The sequence below is a fragment of the Pseudomonas sp. MHK4 genome (assembly GCF_054600775.1).
Window position 1 is genome coordinate 407,142 of record NZ_BAAIAK010000004.1, and the last position, 16,773, is coordinate 423,914.

Sequence of the window (16,773 nt, forward strand, 5' to 3'; positions counted from 1 at the left end):
GTTGGCGTTTTGCATTCTGCTGCGAATCAGCAAACGGACCTCTGTAGGAGCTGGCTTGTCGGGTCGCCGCATCGCAGCGAAGGCGTCCTTCCTGCCGCCAAAAGCTTCGCTGGCAAGCCAGCTCCTACAGGGAGCGCCGCAACATTTATGTGCAATGGCGCTAAACCAATTTCCCGCATCGCCCGATTTTGGTGCTGTACTGCCTCCTGCAACCGGAGAAAGCGCCAGCACTGCGCGATGGCATAAGTCTTGCGCGCTTTCCAATACGCTTAGGGCTCGCAGGAGGCACGCCGTGTCGATTCATGTCGCATTGCACCACGTCACACATTATCGCTATGACCGCGCTGTCGAACTGGGTCCGCAGATTGTTCGCCTGCGTCCGGCTGCCCACAGTCGCACGCGAATACTCTCCTATGCGCTGAAAGTCTCGCCCGAACAGCACTTCATCAACTGGCAGCAGGATCCCCAGGGTAATTACCTGGCGCGGTTGGTGTTCCCGGAGAAAACCGAAGAACTGCGCATCGAAGTCGATCTGCTGGCGGAAATGGCGGTGTTCAATCCGTTCGACTTTTTCCTCGAGCCCTACGCCGAAAAGATTCCATTCGCCTACGCCACCGACGAGCGCAAGGAACTGGCGCCGTACCTGGAAACCCTGCCCCTGACGCCGAAGTTCCAGGCCTATCTGGACGGCATCGACCGCACGCCATTGCCGGCCGTGGATTTCCTCGTCGCGCTCAACCAGCGCCTGAGCGAAGACATCAACTACCTGATCCGCATGGAGCCGGGGGTACAAACGCCCGAGCACACCCTGGAGCAGGCTTGCGGTTCCTGCCGCGATTCGGCGTGGCTGCTGGTACAACTGCTGCGCAACCTGGGACTGGCGGCGCGTTTCGTGTCGGGTTACCTGATTCAACTGACCGCCGACCTGAAAAGCCTCGACGGTCCTTCGGGGACCGAAGTGGACTTCACCGACCTGCACGCCTGGTGCGAGGTGTATCTGCCCGGTGCCGGCTGGATCGGCCTGGATGCGACCTCGGGGTTGTTTGCCGGTGAAGGACACATTCCGTTGGCCTGTAGTCCCGATCCATCCTCTGCGGCACCGATCAGTGGCTTGGTGGAACCGTGCGAGTGTGTATTCAGCCACGAAATGTCGGTGGAGCGGATCTGGGAAGCCCCACGGGTCACCAAGCCCTACACCGAAGAGCAGTGGCAAGCTATCCAGGCCCTTGGCCGGCAGATCGACGCCGACCTGCTGGCGGGCGATGTGCGCCTGACCATGGGCGGTGAGCCGACGTTCGTGTCCATCGATGACCCGGACGGCGCCGAATGGAACACCGCGGCGCTGGGGCCGACCAAGCGCCGGCTGTCCGCCGAGCTGTTCCAGCGCATGCGTAAACGTTATGCCCCGCAAGGCCTGGTGCATTTTGGCCAGGGTAAATGGTACCCCGGCGAGCAACTGCCGCGCTGGTCGCTCAATTGCTACTGGCGCCGCGACGGTGTGCCGATCTGGCACAACAACGCGTTGATCGCCGACGAGCAACAGGATTACGGCGCCAACGGCGAGCTGGCCGGGCGTTTCCTGGCGAGTGTCGCCGAGCGATTGAAAATTGCGACACGCTTTGTGTTTCCAGCGTACGAAGACAATTTCTATTACCTCTGGCGCGAAGGCGCTTTGCCACAGAACGTCAGCGCCGAAGACTCGCGACTCGAGGAGCCCCTGGAGCGTGCGCGTTTGCGCAAAGTCTTCAGCCAGGGCCTGGACAAGGTGATTGGCCAGGTCCTTCCGCTCGCGCGCACCGCCAAGGGCGATCAATGGCAAAGTGGCCGCTGGTATCTGCGAGACGAGCACTGCCGCCTGGTGCCGGGGGACTCGCCGCTGGGGTATCGTCTGCCACTGGGTTCGCAACCGTGGGTGAAGGCGGCGGAGTATCCGTTCATTCACCCCAACGATCCCAACCAGGATTTCCCGCCGCTGCCTGAAACCGGGCAACTGCAGCGCCAAGGCGCGGCGGCGCTGACTGAAGATCGAGTACCCCAGGTCGATGAGTCCGCCGACTGGCTGACCCGCACCGCGTTCTGCGCCGAAGCTCGGGAAGGCCGGTTGTACCTGTTCATGCCACCGCTGGAGCGGGTTGAAGACTATCTGGAGCTGGTCGCCGCCATCGAAGCCACGGCCGAGGAGCTGCATTGCCCGGTGTTGCTGGAAGGCTACGAGCCGCCGAGCGATCCGCGCCTGAGCAACTTTCGCGTCACCCCTGATCCCGGCGTGATCGAAGTCAACGTGCAGCCTTCGGCGACCTGGGACGAACTGGTTGAGCGCACCGAGTTTCTTTACGAAGAAGCGCGCCAGACCCGACTCACCACCGAGAAATTCCTGATCGATGGCCGGCACACCGGCACCGGTGGCGGTAACCATTTCGTACTGGGTGGCGCGACATCGGCTGACTCACCGTTTCTGCGGCGCCCGGATTTACTGCGCAGCCTGATCAGCTACTGGCATAACCACCCGTCGCTGTCCTACCTGTTTTCCGGGTTGTTCATCGGCCCGACGTCCCAGGCCCCGCGAGTCGACGAAGCGCGTAACGACGCCTTGTATGAGCTGGAAATTGCCTTCGCCCAGATGCCTGAGCCGGGGGAGGAGTGCGCGCCCTGGCTGGTGGATCGACTGCTGCGCAACCTGTTGATCGACGTGACCGGTAACACCCACCGCGCCGAGTTCTGCATCGACAAACTGTATTCGCCGGATGGCGCGACCGGTCGCCTGGGCTTGCTGGAGTTGCGTGCGTTTGAAATGCCGCCCCATGCGCGCATGAGCCTGGCCCAGCAGCTATTGCTGCGGGCGTTGGTCGCACGCTTCTGGCGCGCGCCTTATGCGCCGCCGAAACTGGCGCGCTGGGGTACGGAGTTGCACGACCGGTTCCTGTTGCCGCACTTCATCGAACAGGATTTCGCCGACGTTATCGACGACCTCAACGCCGCCGGTTATCCGGTGCGGGCAGAGTGGTTTGCCGCGCACCTGCAATTTCGCTTTCCCAAGGTCGGCGACTACGCCGTCAATGGCATCGAGCTGGAACTGCGCCAGGCACTTGAGCCGTGGCATGTGCTGGGCGAGGAGGGCGCGGTCGGTGGCACGGTACGTTACGTGGACTCGTCCCTGGAGCGCCTGCAGGTCAAGCTCAGCGGATTGCCACCGCAACGCTATCTGCTGACCTGCAACGGCATACCAGTGCCGTTGCAGCCCACCGGGCGGGTTGGCGAGTTCGTCGCCGGTGTGCGCTTCCGTGCCTGGCAACCGGCCAACTGCCTGCAGCCGACCATCCCGGTCCATGCGCCACTGGTGTTCGACCTGCTCGACACCTGGATGGGGCGTTCGCTGGGCGGTTGCCAATACCACGTCGCCCATCCGGGCGGGCGCAACTACGAGACTTTGCCAGTCAACGCCAATGAAGCCGAGAGCCGGCGAATGGCGCGTTTCTTCCGTATCGGACACACGCCGGGGAAACTTCCGATACCGAATATGGAAATTAACGACGAGCTGCCGATGACGCTCGATTTACGACGTTTCTAATTCGTACGCGACGCCCGGATTTTTCGTCTATCCGGGTGTCATGAGCGTGCGTTAGTCTGACCGATCATTGCTGTCTGCCGAGCTTTCCATGCCTGACCTGCTAGACCGCTACCCGCTGACGGCGGGCACCTATCACGAATTGCTCGACGACAGTGGTGCCGTACGGTCGCACTGGCGTCGGCTGTTCGACCAGTTGCAGCGCAGCACGCCCACGCAGTTGGTGCAGCGTCAGGCGCTGCTGGCCCGGCAGATTCAGGAAAACGGCGTCACCTATAACGTCTACGCCGATCCCAAGGGCGCCGATCGACCCTGGGAGCTGGACTTGCTGCCCCATGTGATTGCCGCCGACGAGTGGGAGCAATTGTCCGCCGGCATCGCCCAGCGTGCACGTTTGCTCAATGCCGTGCTGGCCGATCTCTATGGCCCGCAACGCTTGATCGCCGAAGGTCTGCTGCCGGCCGAACTGGTGTTTGGCCACAACAATTTCCTCTGGCCCTGCCAGGGTATCCAGCCGCCTGACGGAGCCTTTTTGCATCTGTACGCCGTGGATCTTGCGCGTACACCCGATGGTCGCTGGTGGGTAACGGCGGACCGCACCCAAGCGCCGTCCGGGGCTGGCTACGCCCTGGAAAACCGCACCATCGTGTCCCGAGCCTTTCCGGAGTTGTACCGTGACTTGAAGGTGCAGCACCTGGCCGGATTTTTCCGCACCCTCCAGGAGACCCTGGCCCGCCAAGCGCCCAGCGACGAAGAGGCCCCCCTGGTCGTCCTGCTGACACCGGGGCGTTTCAACGAAAGCTATTTCGAACACCTGTACCTGGCACGGCAGCTAGGCTATCCGCTGGTGGAGGGCGGGGACCTGACGGTGCGCGATGCCACGGTCTACCTGAAGACCCTGAGTGGCCTGCGTCGGGTCCACGCGATCATGCGCCGGCTCGACGACGACTTCTGCGACCCGCTGGAATTGCGCACCGATTCGGCCCTGGGCGTACCGGGCCTGCTCGAGGCCGTGCGGCAGGGGCGGGTGCTGGTGGCCAACGCCCTCGGCAGCGGGGTGCTGGAGTCACCGGGCTTGCTGGGTTTCCTGCCGAAGATCAATCAGTTCCTGTTTGGTGAAGAACTGATCCTGCCGTCCATTGCCACCTGGTGGTGCGGTGAAGCGCCGGTACTGGCCCAGGCCCTGGAAAAATTGCCGGAGCTGCTGATCAAGCCAGCATTTCCGTCGCAGAGCTTTGCTCCGGTGTTCGGTCGGGACTTGAGTGAAAAACAGCGCGATGAGCTCGCCGAGCGCATGCAGGCGCGCCCTTATGCTTATGTGGCGCAAGAACTGGCCCAGCTGTCCCAAGCGCCTGTCTGGCAGGCCGAGGACGGCCAATTGCAACCCCGGGCCATCGGCATGCGCGTGTATGCGGTGGCCAGTCGCGAAGGTTACCGGGTATTGCCAGGTGGTTTGACGCGAGTGGCCGCCGAGGCGGATGCCGAAGTGGTGTCGATGCAGCGCGGCGGTGCGAGCAAAGACACCTGGGTGCTGGGCAATCGCCCACCCAGCGGTGAACAGTGGAAAACCCAACGTAACATCGGCGTGCATGATCTGGTGCGTCGCGATCCGTATCTGCCATCGCGGGTGGTGGAAAACCTGTTCTGGTTCGGCCGCTACTGCGAACGCTGCGATGACAGCGCGCGGTTGCTGCGCATCATGCTGGCGCGGTATGTCGACGGCGATGATCCGCAGGCCCTGGACGCTGCGGTTGATCTTGGCGAACGACTGAACCTGCTACCTGATGAAGGTGAACTGCCCGAGCGGTTGCTGGCCGCAATACTCGGCGCTGACTGGCCGTTCAGCCTGCGTTCCAACCTGCAGCGTTTGCAATGGGCGGCCTCGCAGGTGCGTGGCAAGCTCTCGCGGGAAAACTGGCAGGCGCTGGTGGAGTTGCAACGCGAAGCGATGGAGCTCGAGACCGAGGAACCGGACTTCGGAGAGCTACTGGATTTCCTCAACCGGCTGGTGATGTCCCTGGCGGCGCTGTCCGGTTTTGCCCTGGACGACATGACCCGGGACGAAGGCTGGCGATTCCTGATGATCGGCCGGCGGATCGAGCGCCTGCAATTTCTCAGCGGCAGCCTGGCAGCGTTCCTGCGGGGCGCCGGGGCCTTCGATCAGGCGGGACTGGAATGGCTGCTGGAGCTGGGCAACAGCAGCATCACCTATCGATCGCGGTACCTCGCGGTGGCGCAATTGATCCCGGTGCTCGACTTGTTGTTGCTCGATGAGCAGAACCCGCACGCGGTGCTGTTCCAGTTGAAACTGGTGACCCGCACGCTCAAACACCTGTGCGATGACTTTGGTACACCTCGCGAAACGGGCCTGCCGGTTTTGGTGGAGCGTCTGGCGCGCTTCGATCTGGCCTGCCTGGAAAACCCGTTGTTTGGCACAGCCAGCGTGCGCGCCGCCATCGAAGGGCTGGCCGATCTGCTGCAAGAAATCGCCGATGCCAGCGGGCAAGTATCGGATCGCCTGGCCTTGCGTCACTTTGCCCACGTCGATGATGTCAGCCAGCGCACGGTGTCCGTCTGATGAGCGCTCACTACCAGATTTTCCACGATACCCATTATCACTACGACAGCCCGGTGTCCCTGGCCCAGCAACTGGCGCATTTGTGGCCCAGGCCTTGTGCGTGGCAGCGTTGTTCCGATCAGCAACTGCAGATCAGTCCGGACCCGACTTCGCGCCGCGATGAGCTGGATGTGTTCGGCAACCCGCTGACCCGCCTGGCGTTCGAGCGTCCCCATGATGAACTGTTGGTCAACGCCAGCCTGACGATCGAAGTACTGCCCCGGCCCTTGGTAGACTTCAACCAGTCTCCAGCGTGGGAAGAGACCCGCAGCGCGCTGACCTACAGCAGCCAGGCGCTTTCGCCGCTATTGCTCGACGCCTGCCGTTACCGGTTCGAATCCCCTTATGTGCATCTGAAGCGCAACTTCGTAGAGTTTTCCGAGAGCTGCTTTCCGGCAGGGCGGCCGTTGTTGCTGGGCGTCCAGGCCTTGATGGAGAAAATCTTCAGCGAATTCACTTTCGATGCCGAAGCAACGCAGGTCGCGACACCTCTGGTGGAAGTGCTGGAACGGCGGCGCGGGGTTTGCCAGGACTTCGCCCACCTGATGCTCGCTTGCGTACGCTCGCGTGGATTGGCCGCGCGTTATATCAGCGGCTACCTGTTGACCCAGCCACCGCCTGGCCAACCGCGCTTGATCGGCGCCGATGCGTCCCATGCCTGGGTGTCGGTGTATTGCCCGGTGTCGGGGTGGGTGGATTTCGATCCCACCAACAATGTGCAACCGGCGCTGGAACACATCACCCTGGCCTGGGGCCGGGACTTCTCCGATGTGTCACCGTTGCGTGGCGTCATTCTGGGGGGTGGCAACCATGATCCGGAAGTCCGCGTCACAGTAATGCCATTGTAGGAGCGGGGGTCAGCAGCAACGCTGCCAACCCCGGTCACAGATCCGTGGGCCTGATCAGATCATCCGGCCCGGAGGGACTCAGGCGTCGGGCGCCTGATCTTTCGGTGCATCAACATCGTCATCTGCCGCGACTTCACCGTCAGGGTTCAGTGCCGCTTCGTCAGCCATTGCTTTCTTGCGCTGAAGTTTTTCCTCTTTCTTCTGTTCCTTGGCCAGGTCTCTCTGACGTTTGGCGAAGGAGTAATTGGGTTTGGCCATGGGCGATCCTCTGGGGTCGAAGGTGAGGTTTGAGCGGCGCGTATTCTGCCCTGTATCGGTGCCAAGTCGTTAGTCGGGTTTTTGCTCGACCCACTTGGGCGCAACGGTCGGCTGCCAGCGATCGAGGGCGTCGAGCAGCATCTGCGGCGATTCGCTCACCTGCAGCATGTCACGGTGTGCCGCGCGAACGAAGCCTTCGCCGACGATGTGATCGAGAAAACCGGTGAGTTTGCTGTAAAAACCATTTACTTCCAGCAAACCCAGCGGTTTGCCGTGGTAGCCCAATTGGCCCCAGGTCCAGACTTCGAACAATTCTTCCAGGGTGCCCAGGCCTCCGGGCAGGGCGATGAAGGCATCGCTGAGTTCGGCCATCCGTGCCTTGCGCGCATGCATGCCGTCGACCACTTCCAGGCGGGTCAGGCCGCTGTGGCCGATTTCCTTGTCCTTGAGGCTCTGCGGGATGATGCCGATCACTTCGCCGCCGGCTGCCAATGCCGCGTCGGCAACAATGCCCATCAGCCCCACGGCCCCACCGCCATAGATCAGGGTCAGCTTGCGTTCGGCCAATGCCTGGCCAAGGGCCACGGCTGCTTCACGATAAGCGGGGTTGGTGCCAGTGCTGGCGCCGCAGAATACACAAACGGATGTTAAAGACATGCCTTACTCCAGGGTCGATCAGGGCCACAGAGTAAAGGCAGGCGCGCTGCGCTCCAAGGGCTAAACTTCGCGTTTGGGCGTTTCGCAGGTACCGCTGGCACCGCTGGCATACGCGGCGAGCAAGCTGCACAACAGGCTGTTGATGGACATGACAGACGCTCCGAAAAATGAGGATGGTCTGATGATAGGGCCGGGGCAGACGCCTGGCTGGTAGATTGTCTCGATCGATCTCATAGCCCGAAAGTTGTATACAATTTTTGCTTCAGGTCATAGGAACTTGCGAAGTTTTCAGGCAGTCTTCTGTCCATTCGCATTTTTCATTCACCCTGCCTTGGAGATTCACCATGTTTGCCAAACTTGTTGCGGTATCCCTGTTGACGCTGGCCAGCAGCCAATTGATGGCTGCCGAGTGCAAAGTCACCGTTGACTCCACTGACCAAATGTCTTTCGACACGAAGGCCATTGAAATCGACAAGAGCTGCAAAACGTTCACCGTGGAATTGAAGCACTCCGGCAACCTGCCGAAAAACGTCATGGGCCATAACTGGGTGCTGAGTAAAGAAGCCGACATGCAGCCGATCGCCACCGACGGCCTGAGTGCTGGCATCGACAAGAACTACCTGAAGGAAGGTGACGCGCGCGTTATCGCCCACACCAAGGTTATCGGCGCCAAGGAAACCGACTCGGTGACCTTCGATGTGTCCAAGCTCGATGCCAATGAAAAATACGGCTTCTTCTGCTCGTTCCCGGGCCACATCTCGATGATGAAAGGCACGGTTACCCTGAAGTAATCGAGTCGCGCACATGAAAAAAGCGTCCACATGGGACGCTTTTTTTGTACCTGATATTTCACTGCGTTATCGTTCATCGCCAGCAAGCCGGCTCCCACAGATTGGTGTCGATCCCGTCATCGGGCAACGACAGATACCCCTGTAGGAGCTGGCTTGCCAGCGATGGCGTCGGTCCAGACGCCACGTTACTCAAGGCGCAAACGGCATCACGCGCTTGTGATGGGTCTTGTTGTACGTATTGACGATGATCTTGAACGCTTCCTCACGCACCGGCTCGCCGTGCAGGAAGGCGTCGATCTCGGCGTAGGTCACGCCATGTGACGCTTCGTCCGGTTTGCCCGGCGACAGGTCTTCAAGATCGGCGGTCGGGACTTTCTCCACCAGCGATTCCGCTGCACCGAAGCTGCGGGCGATGGCGCGGACCTGGTTTTTCACCAGGCCGCTGAGCGGTGCCAGGTCACAGGCGCCGTCACCGAACTTGGTGAAGAAACCCATTACCGCTTCCGCCGCGTGGTCGGTGCCGATCACCATGCCATGGGCTGCGCCGGCGATGGTGTACTGGGCGACCATGCGCATGCGCGCCTTGGTGTTGCCGAGCACGAAATCCACTGACACCGCGTGCTTGCCTTCGAACGCCGCGACTTCGTTGGCCAGGGATTTGACCGCCGGGCCGATGTTCACCGTGTGGCGCTCGTCCGGTTTGATGAAGTCCACCGAGGCCTGGGCGTCATGTTCATCGAACTGGGTTTCGTACGGCAGGCGCACGGCGATGAACTTGTAACTGTCGTCACCGCTGCGCTCGCGCAGTTCACGCATGGCGCGCTGGGCCAGCAGGCCGGCGGTCAGGGAATCGACGCCGCCACTGATGCCCAGCACCAGGGTCTTGAGCCCGGAATTGACCAGGCAGTCCTGGATGAAGGTAATCCGCCTTGCGACTTCAGCTTCGAGGGCGGCTTCGTCGGCGAACGGCGGTTGTACCTTGAGCTGTTCAGCAATCTCACGCTGTACGGCTTGCATGAATTCACTCCTTGCTAGAGGGGGGCAGGAACTTGGAAAACGTGTCGCAAATAGGCGACGAAATTCGGGTCTTTGCAGTGAGTCTTGCCGGGCTCGTCGGAGATCTTCGCCACCGGCGCGCCGTTGCAGGCGGTCATTTTAAGCACGATGCTCATGGGTTCGACACCTGGAATATCGCACGTCAGGTTGGTGCCGATGCCGAAGCTGACATTGATACGACCCCGCAGCGCGCGGAATATTTCCAGAGCCTTGGGCAGCGTCAGGCTGTCGGAGAAAGTCAGGGTCTTGCTCATCGGGTCGATGCCGAGCTGGTGATAGTGGGCGATGGCCTTTTCTGCCCAGAGCACCGGATCACCGGAATCGTGGCGCAAACCGTCGAAGAGCTTGGCGAAAAACAGGTCGAAGTCGCCGAGGAAGGCATCGATGGTAATGCAGTCGGTCAGGGCGATCCCCAGCAGACCGCGGTATTCGCGCACCCAGCAATCGAGGGCGGCGATCTGGCTGTCGATCAGCCGCGGACCGAGTTGCTGATGAGCCATGATCCATTCGTGGGCCATGGTCCCCAGCGGCTTCATGTCCAGTTCCCGGGACAGGTGCACGTTGCTGGTGCCAACGAAACGCCCGGGGAAGTCGTGCTTGAGCACGTTGACCACTTCTTCCTGCACCCGGTACGAAAAGCGCCGGCGCGTGCCGAAGTCGGCGACCTGCAACTCGGACAATTCATCGCTGCCGGCGTTGGCGGTCAGCCAGTCGAATTTGCGATAAAGCTGCTCGCGGGCCTGCTCGAGGACGATTTCCCGATAGCGATAGCGGTTACGCACTTCGCTGACGATCGCCAATATCGGCACTTCGAACAGGATCACATGCAACCACGGGCCACGCAGGCGGATGAACAGCTCACCGTTTTCAACACCGGTGTGGAGGTAGCGCAGGTTAAAGCGAAACAGCCCGAGAAAACGCAGGAAATCCGGCTTCAGGAAGCTGATGCGCTCCAGAAAACCCAATTGGTCGGCGCTCAGGCTTAGCTCGGCCAGCCGTTCGATCTGAACACGAATCTCCGCCAGATACGGGCGCAAATCCTCGCTGTTACGGCAACGAAACTCCCATTCGACTTCTACGTTGGGGTAGTTGTGCAGCACCGCCTGCATCATCGTCAGTTTGTAGAAGTCGGTGTCGAGCAGGTTCTGCACGATGCGATCGGCAAACACACTCTCGCTCATAACGGGGGTTCTCCACATGGAATAAGGCTAGTGGCGCATATCGGTGGTGGGTATTGCCAGCGATTTTTGAATCGTAGCTACACCTATACCTACACCTGCTCCAGCATCCACTTCACGAAATCGCGTACCTTGGGCACTTCCGCCGAATGTTCCGGGTAAGCCAGGTAATAGGCGTCGGTGCTGGGCATCGCGTGCTGCCAGGGAATGACCAGTTTGCCGTCCGCCAGTTCCTCCTCCACCAGAAACCGTGGCAGCAGCGCCACGCCGCAGCCGACTTGCGCGGCGCGGATGCACATGTAGAAGGTTTCGAAACGCGGGCCGTGGTAGCTGTGTTCGGTGTGGTAGCCCTGGCTGTCGAACCAGTCGTGCCAGGCCTGGGGGCGGGAGGCGTTTTGCAGCAGGACCAGGTCGGTGAGTTGCGTCGGGTCGGTGAACGGCGTGTCGGGCAGGCTACCTGGCGCGCACACAGGCACCAGCTCTTCGCTGAATAGTTTCAGGCATTCGGTACCGGGGCGTGAACCCTGGCCGAAGTAGAACGCCAGGTCACTGCGCCCTTGCAGCAGATCGTCGGCTTCCTGTTCATTGCACAGGTCCAGGTGGATCGACGGATGGCGCAGACGCCAGCCCTTGAGACGTGGCACCAACCAGCGTGCGCCGAAGGTCGAGGGAGTAGAGACGCGCAGGACTTCGGTTTCACCCCCGTAGGAACGCAGGTAATGGGTCGACATCTCAACCTGGGTGAGGATTTTTCGTACCTCCACCAGGTACAGATCGCCCGCTGGCGTCATTTGCAGGCGTCGGCGAACCCGGCGAAACAGCAGGTGCTGCAACAGCTCTTCCAGTTGCGCCACCTGTTTACTGACGGCGCTCTGGGTCAGGTTCAGCTCTTCCGCGGCCCGGGTGAAGCTCAGGTGGCGGGTCACGGCTTCGAAACACTGCAGCGCAGCGATCGAGGGCAAATAGCGTTTGTTCAGCATGGGCGATCCTTTTTGCTTGTTTCTTTATTGCCAGCAATGCACAGCATGAATAAACGGAATGATATCTCTCTTAATGGTCGTTTGTTGAGTAACCTCGGGAGCGCTAAAACTACAGGTCTGATCAGTCGTGATTCGGCGGCTGCACACGTTCCGTTTTTTGCTTGAGGAGTGACCCATGGTTGCCGCATTGCTTGATCGTCTTGCTGTAAACCCGGCCCTGTACCAGAACGGCAAGGTGCCGGTGCATTCGCCGATCGATGGCAGCACCATTGCCGCCGTCAACTGGGAAGGTGCCGCTGAAGTCGAGCAGCACATCAGTCGTGCAGATCATGCATTCGAATTGTGGCGCAAGGTTCCAGCACCGCGTCGCGGCGAACTGGTGCGCCAACTGGGTGACATCCTGCGCGAATACAAGGCCGATCTCGGCGAGCTGGTGTCCTGGGAAGCGGGCAAGATCACCCAGGAAGGCCTGGGTGAAGTTCAGGAAATGATCGACATCTGCGACTTCGCCGTCGGCCTGTCCCGTCAACTGTACGGTCTGACCATCGCCTCCGAACGCCCAGGCCACCACATGCGCGAGACCTGGCACCCGCTGGGCGTCGTCGGCGTGATCAGCGCCTTTAACTTCCCGGTCGCGGTCTGGGCCTGGAACGCTGCGCTGGCGCTGGTCTGCGGCAACCCGGTGATCTGGAAGCCGTCGGAAAAGACTCCGCTGACCGCGCTGGCGTGCCAGGCGCTGTTCGACCGCGTGCTGAAGAACTTCAGCGATGCACCGGCGGGTCTGAGCCAAGTCATCATTGGCGGCCGCGATGCCGGGGAAGCCTTGGTCGATGACCCGCGTGTCGCGCTGGTCAGCGCCACGGGCAGCACCCGCATGGGCCGTGAAGTGGCGCCGAAAATCGCCGCGCGTTTCGCCCGCAGCATTCTCGAGCTGGGCGGCAACAACGCGATGATCCTCGGCCCAAGCGCCGATCTGGACATGGCCGTTCGCGCGATCCTGTTCAGCGCCGTCGGCACTGCCGGTCAGCGCTGCACCACGCTGCGTCGCCTGATTGCCCATGAGTCGGTGAAAGAAGAGATCGTCACCCGCCTCAAGGCCGCCTACTCCAAAGTGCGTATCGGCCATCCGCTTGAAGGCAACCTGGTCGGTCCGCTGATCGACAAGCAAAGCTTCGACAACATGCAGGACGCGCTGGAACAGGCACTGAGCGAAGGCGGGCGGGTATTCGGAGGCAAGCGTCAGCTGGAAGACAAATTCCCCAATGCCTACTACGTTTCGCCAGCCATCGTCGAAATGCCGGAGCAGAGCGATGTGGTCTGCCATGAAACCTTTGCGCCGATCCTGTACGTGGTCGGCTACAGCGATTTCAACGAAGCACTGCGTTTGAACAACGCCGTACCGCAAGGCCTGTCGTCGTGCATCTTCACTACCGACGTACGTGAAGCCGAGCAGTTCATGTCGGCGGTGGGTAGCGACTGCGGTATCGCCAACGTCAACATCGGCCCGAGCGGGGCGGAAATCGGTGGTGCGTTTGGGGGTGAGAAAGAAACGGGTGGTGGTCGTGAATCCGGCTCCGATGCATGGCGCGGGTACATGCGCCGTCAGACCAATACCGTGAACTATTCGCTGGAGTTGCCGTTGGCTCAAGGGATTACGTTTGACTAATCGGTGATCCCTTGTAGGAGCGAGCTTGCTCGCGAAAAACTTCAAGGCAACGCGTTTATGCAGCAAACACGCGTTATCGTTGACGTCCATCGCGAGCAAGCTCGCTCCTACAGGTAAATGGTGTGTTGGTTAGGTTTCTGTTGGAGTCTGGCAATGCCGTTACGCGAAGAGTGTCTGTGGGAAAAATTGACGCCACAAAGGCCTGACAATGCGGCGCTCAAGGGTGAGGTGAAGGTTGATGTCTGCGTAATCGGCGCCGGGTTTACCGGATTGTCGGCGGCGGTGCATCTGCTGGAGCAAGGCAAGACCGTTTGTGTGCTGGAGGCCCATCGCGCCGGCCATGGTGGTTCGGGGCGCAATGTCGGGCTGGTCAATGCCGGGATGTGGATTCCCCCGGACGAAATCGAAGCCGGGTTTGGCGAGGCGGTCGGCAGCCAGCTCAACCGTATGCTGGGGGGGGCGCCATCCCTGGTGTTCAGCCTTGTGGACAAGTACAACATCGATTGCCAGTTGCGCCGCGAAGGTACGCTGCACATGGCGCACAACGCCCGTGGCGAAGCTGATTTGCGCAGTCGTGAAGAACAATGGAAGCGCCGTGGTGCACCGGTTGAATTGCTCACCGGACAAGCGTGCGAACAAGCCACCGGGACCAAGAAGATTGCCGCCGCATTGCTCGATCGCCGCGCCGGCACCCTCAACCCGATGGCCTACACCACGGGTTTGGCCAAGGCGGCCATTGGCCTGGGCGGTCAGTTGTTCGATCATTCCCCGGTAACCCGACTCGAACGTCAGGGGCAGCGCTGGTCGGTGCAAACCGCGCAGGGTTCGGTGCTGGCCGAGCAAGTGGTGATCGCCTCTAACGCCTACACCGAAGGCGACTGGACCGAGCTGCGGCGCAATTTCTTCCCCGGTTATTACTATCAGGTCGCCTCGGCTCCTCTGACCGAAGACGCCGCGCAACAAATATTGCCTGGTGGCCAGGGTTCCTGGGACACCCGCCAGGTGCTCAGCAGTATTCGCCGGGACAAAGACGGGCGCCTGCTGCTCGGCAGCCTCGGTAATGGCAACCAGAAGCCGGCCTGGTTTCTCAAGGCCTGGGCCGATCGGGTGCAGCAGCATTACTTTCCCTACCTCAAACCGGTGGAATGGGAGTGCACCTGGACCGGTTGCATCGCCTTTACCCCCGATCATCTGATGCGCCTGTTCGAGCCGGCGCCCGGTTTAGTGGCAGTCACCGGTTACAACGGCCGGGGCGTGACCACGGGGACGGTGGTCGGCAAGGCTTTTGCCGATTACCTGTGTAACGGAAATCCTCAAGCGCTACCGATTCCCTTCGCGCCCATGCAGCCATTGGCCGGGGTGGGGTTGCGCAGCTGTCTGTACGAGGCGGGTTTTTCGCTGTATCACGCGGGCCAGTGCTTGCGGATCGTGATCTGAGTGTTGATTTTTGTAGTCGAAAGCGGCGCTTTTTCGATCAGCGGCTAGCCTGTAATGGTGCGGGTTGTAGCAGTCCCGCACCAGCAGTGTGCACTTCGGTGACGCACGTTGTTACAGGCTGGTTGCACGTCGTTTAGTGCCGCGGTTGCAATGATGGCGCAGGCGGGTTGCGCCTCAAAAAAATAATGGTTTTACCTTCCGCGGTTTAGACGGTTGCACGCCCAATGAAAATGGGCCCGAGACAGTCGAAATAATAATAAAGCAGCGACTTTTTTCAGAATAAAAAACCGATGGCACGGCCCTTGCTCTGAGCAGTCAGTGAAGTCGCAGTGCCAATTAAAAAAACCATGGAGCACCACCTCATGTCCCAGACGTTTTACAAGAAAGGTTTTCTGGCCCTCGCAGTGGCAGCTGCGTTGGGTGTTTCTGCGTTTGCTCAGGCTGACATCAAGATCGGCGTAGCGGGACCAATGACGGGCGCCAACGCGGCATTTGGCGAGCAGTACATGAAGGGTGCACAGGCAGCAGCCGATGCGGTCAACGCAGCGGGCGGCGTCAACGGGGAAAAAATCGTACTGGTCAAGGGCGATGACGCCTGCGAACCGAAACAGGCGGTGACAGTCGCCAAGGACCTGACCAACCAGAAAGTCGCCGGCGTGGTCGGTCACTTCTGCTCCTCGTCGACCATCCCGGCCTCCGAGATCTACGACGAAGCGGGCATCATCGCCATCACTCCGGGTTCCACCAACCCACAGGTTACCGAACGCGGCCTGAGCGCCATGTTCCGCATGTGCGGGCGTGACGACCAGCAAGGCATCGTGGCCGGCGACTACATCGTCGACGTGCTCAAGGGCAAGAAGGTTGTCGTGCTGCACGACAAGGACACCTACGGCCAGGGCCTGGCTGACGCCACCAAGGCCCAGTTGGTCAAGCGCGGCGTAACGCCTGTGCTGTACGAAGGCCTGACCCGTGGCGAAAAAGACTTCAGCACCATCGTGACCAAGATTCGCGGTGCCGGCGCTGACGTCGTCTACTTCGGTGGCCTGCACCCGGAAGCCGGTCCTCTGGTTCGCCAACTGCGTGAACAAGGTCTGAAAGACGTCAAGTTCATGTCCGACGACGGTATCGTGACCGACGAGCTGGTGACTACCGCTGGCGGTCCGCAATTCGTCGACGGTGTGCTGATGACCTTCGGTGCCGACCCACGCCTGCTGCCAGACAGCAAGACTGTGGTAGACGCCTTCCGCAAGGCCGGTACCGAGCCTGAAGGCTACACCCTGTACGCCTACGCTTCGGTCCAGACCCTGGCTGCAGCCTTCAACGGCGCCAAGTCCAATAAAGGCGAAGAAGCAGCTGCGTGGCTGAAGAAGAACACGGTCAAGACCGTCATGGGCGATAAGACCTGGGACAGCAAGGGCGACCTGAAAATCTCCGACTACGTGGTTTACCAGTGGGACAAGGACGGCAAATACCACCAGCTGGAAAAACAGAAGTAAGGGCTGACCCGATCACCTGAACCCCACAGATCCCTTGTGGGAGCGGGCTTGCCCGCGAATGCGCCCGTTCAGTCGACATCAATGTTGGCTGGAACACCGCTTTCGCTGGCAAGCCAGCTCCTACAGGGTGACGTGGTGTCCAGCCTGATCGTGATTGACATTGCTCCGACGTAAATCTGTATTTTCCTTAGAGGAACCGCACAGCCACATGTGCAGGTTCTCAT

At 60.8% G+C, this 16,773-nt stretch carries 12 protein-coding genes; 7 read left to right on the top strand and 5 right to left on the bottom strand.

Features of this window, described 5'->3' with window-relative positions; all coding sequences use genetic code 11:
• Window positions 1–292: 292 nt before the first annotated feature.
• From ACYP2Q_RS13730 to ACYP2Q_RS13740, 3 genes are all read left to right on the top strand, one after another.
• Window positions 293–3,568: a transglutaminase family protein gene (locus ACYP2Q_RS13730; protein WP_459730947.1), complete on the top strand. Its 3,276-nt coding sequence runs from the start codon at window positions 293–295 to the stop codon at window positions 3,566–3,568.
• Window positions 3,569–3,656: 88 nt separating this feature from the next.
• Entirely contained in the window at window positions 3,657–6,143 is a 2,487-nt protein-coding gene (locus ACYP2Q_RS13735) for a circularly permuted type 2 ATP-grasp protein (RefSeq protein WP_459730948.1), read from the top strand.
• Entirely contained in the window at window positions 6,143–7,030 is an 888-nt protein-coding gene (locus ACYP2Q_RS13740; protein ID WP_459730949.1) for a transglutaminase family protein, read from the top strand. Before ACYP2Q_RS13735 ends, ACYP2Q_RS13740 begins: the two co-directional genes overlap by 1 nt.
• Before the next feature lie 78 nt (window positions 7,031–7,108).
• On the opposite strand, the gene ACYP2Q_RS13745 is transcribed toward ACYP2Q_RS13740, so the two are convergent.
• A complete protein-coding gene (locus ACYP2Q_RS13745; RefSeq protein WP_046819824.1) occupies window positions 7,109–7,288 on the bottom strand; it encodes a hypothetical protein in 180 nt (59 codons plus the stop codon).
• Between the two features lie 69 nt (window positions 7,289–7,357).
• Window positions 7,358–7,945, bottom strand: a complete 588-nt coding sequence (locus ACYP2Q_RS13750) for an LOG family protein (protein ID WP_459730950.1) — start codon at window positions 7,943–7,945, stop codon at window positions 7,358–7,360.
• A gap of 344 nt (window positions 7,946–8,289) precedes the next feature.
• Here ACYP2Q_RS13750 and azu point away from each other — a divergent pair, with 344 nt between their 5' ends.
• Complete coding sequence (gene azu / locus ACYP2Q_RS13755; RefSeq protein WP_459730951.1) at window positions 8,290–8,736, top strand: azurin; 447 nt, start codon at window positions 8,290–8,292, stop codon at window positions 8,734–8,736.
• A gap of 189 nt (window positions 8,737–8,925) precedes the next feature.
• Here the strand turns inward: azu and nadE are convergent, their stop codons facing one another.
• The 3 genes from nadE to ACYP2Q_RS13770 form a co-directional block, all read right to left on the bottom strand.
• Window positions 8,926–9,753, bottom strand: coding sequence for an ammonia-dependent NAD(+) synthetase (gene nadE, locus ACYP2Q_RS13760; protein ID WP_459730952.1), 828 nt, complete (start codon window positions 9,751–9,753; stop codon window positions 8,926–8,928).
• A gap of 14 nt (window positions 9,754–9,767) precedes the next feature.
• Window positions 9,768–10,973: a nicotinate phosphoribosyltransferase gene (gene pncB / locus ACYP2Q_RS13765; protein WP_459730953.1), complete on the bottom strand. Its 1,206-nt coding sequence runs from the start codon at window positions 10,971–10,973 to the stop codon at window positions 9,768–9,770.
• 89 nt (window positions 10,974–11,062) lie between these two features.
• Window positions 11,063–11,950, bottom strand: coding sequence for a LysR family transcriptional regulator (locus tag ACYP2Q_RS13770; RefSeq protein WP_020797622.1), 888 nt, complete (start codon window positions 11,948–11,950; stop codon window positions 11,063–11,065).
• 175 nt (window positions 11,951–12,125) lie between these two features.
• On the opposite strand from ACYP2Q_RS13770, the gene amaB reads away from it, so the two are divergent.
• The 3 genes from amaB (at window position 12,126) to ACYP2Q_RS13785 (ending at window position 16,549) form a co-directional block, all read left to right on the top strand.
• Entirely contained in the window at window positions 12,126–13,616 is a 1,491-nt protein-coding gene (gene amaB / locus ACYP2Q_RS13775; protein ID WP_459730954.1) for an L-piperidine-6-carboxylate dehydrogenase, read from the top strand.
• Window positions 13,617–13,769: 153 nt separating this feature from the next.
• Entirely contained in the window at window positions 13,770–15,053 is a 1,284-nt protein-coding gene (gene amaA / locus ACYP2Q_RS13780) for an L-pipecolate oxidase (protein ID WP_459730955.1), read from the top strand.
• A 362-nt stretch (window positions 15,054–15,415) separates the two neighbouring features.
• Window positions 15,416–16,549: a branched-chain amino acid ABC transporter substrate-binding protein gene (locus tag ACYP2Q_RS13785; protein WP_459730956.1), complete on the top strand. Its 1,134-nt coding sequence runs from the start codon at window positions 15,416–15,418 to the stop codon at window positions 16,547–16,549.
• The last annotated feature ends 224 nt before the right edge of the window (window positions 16,550–16,773 follow it).

Coding starts and splice junctions, on each gene's coding strand:
- ACYP2Q_RS13785 (WP_459730956.1), top strand. CDS start 15,416: ATGTCCCAGACGTTTTACAAGAAAGGTTTTCTGGCCCTCGCAGTGGCA.
- pncB (WP_459730953.1), bottom strand. CDS start 10,973: ATGAGCGAGAGTGTGTTTGCCGATCGCATCGTGCAGAACCTGCTCGAC.
- azu (WP_459730951.1), top strand. CDS start 8,290: ATGTTTGCCAAACTTGTTGCGGTATCCCTGTTGACGCTGGCCAGCAGC.
- ACYP2Q_RS13745 (WP_046819824.1), bottom strand. CDS start 7,288: ATGGCCAAACCCAATTACTCCTTCGCCAAACGTCAGAGAGACCTGGCC.
- amaA (WP_459730955.1), top strand. CDS start 13,770: ATGCCGTTACGCGAAGAGTGTCTGTGGGAAAAATTGACGCCACAAAGG.
- ACYP2Q_RS13740 (WP_459730949.1), top strand. CDS start 6,143: ATGAGCGCTCACTACCAGATTTTCCACGATACCCATTATCACTACGAC.
- nadE (WP_459730952.1), bottom strand. CDS start 9,753: ATGCAAGCCGTACAGCGTGAGATTGCTGAACAGCTCAAGGTACAACCG.
- ACYP2Q_RS13735 (WP_459730948.1), top strand. CDS start 3,657: ATGCCTGACCTGCTAGACCGCTACCCGCTGACGGCGGGCACCTATCAC.
- amaB (WP_459730954.1), top strand. CDS start 12,126: ATGGTTGCCGCATTGCTTGATCGTCTTGCTGTAAACCCGGCCCTGTAC.
- ACYP2Q_RS13770 (WP_020797622.1), bottom strand. CDS start 11,950: ATGCTGAACAAACGCTATTTGCCCTCGATCGCTGCGCTGCAGTGTTTC.
- ACYP2Q_RS13750 (WP_459730950.1), bottom strand. CDS start 7,945: ATGTCTTTAACATCCGTTTGTGTATTCTGCGGCGCCAGCACTGGCACC.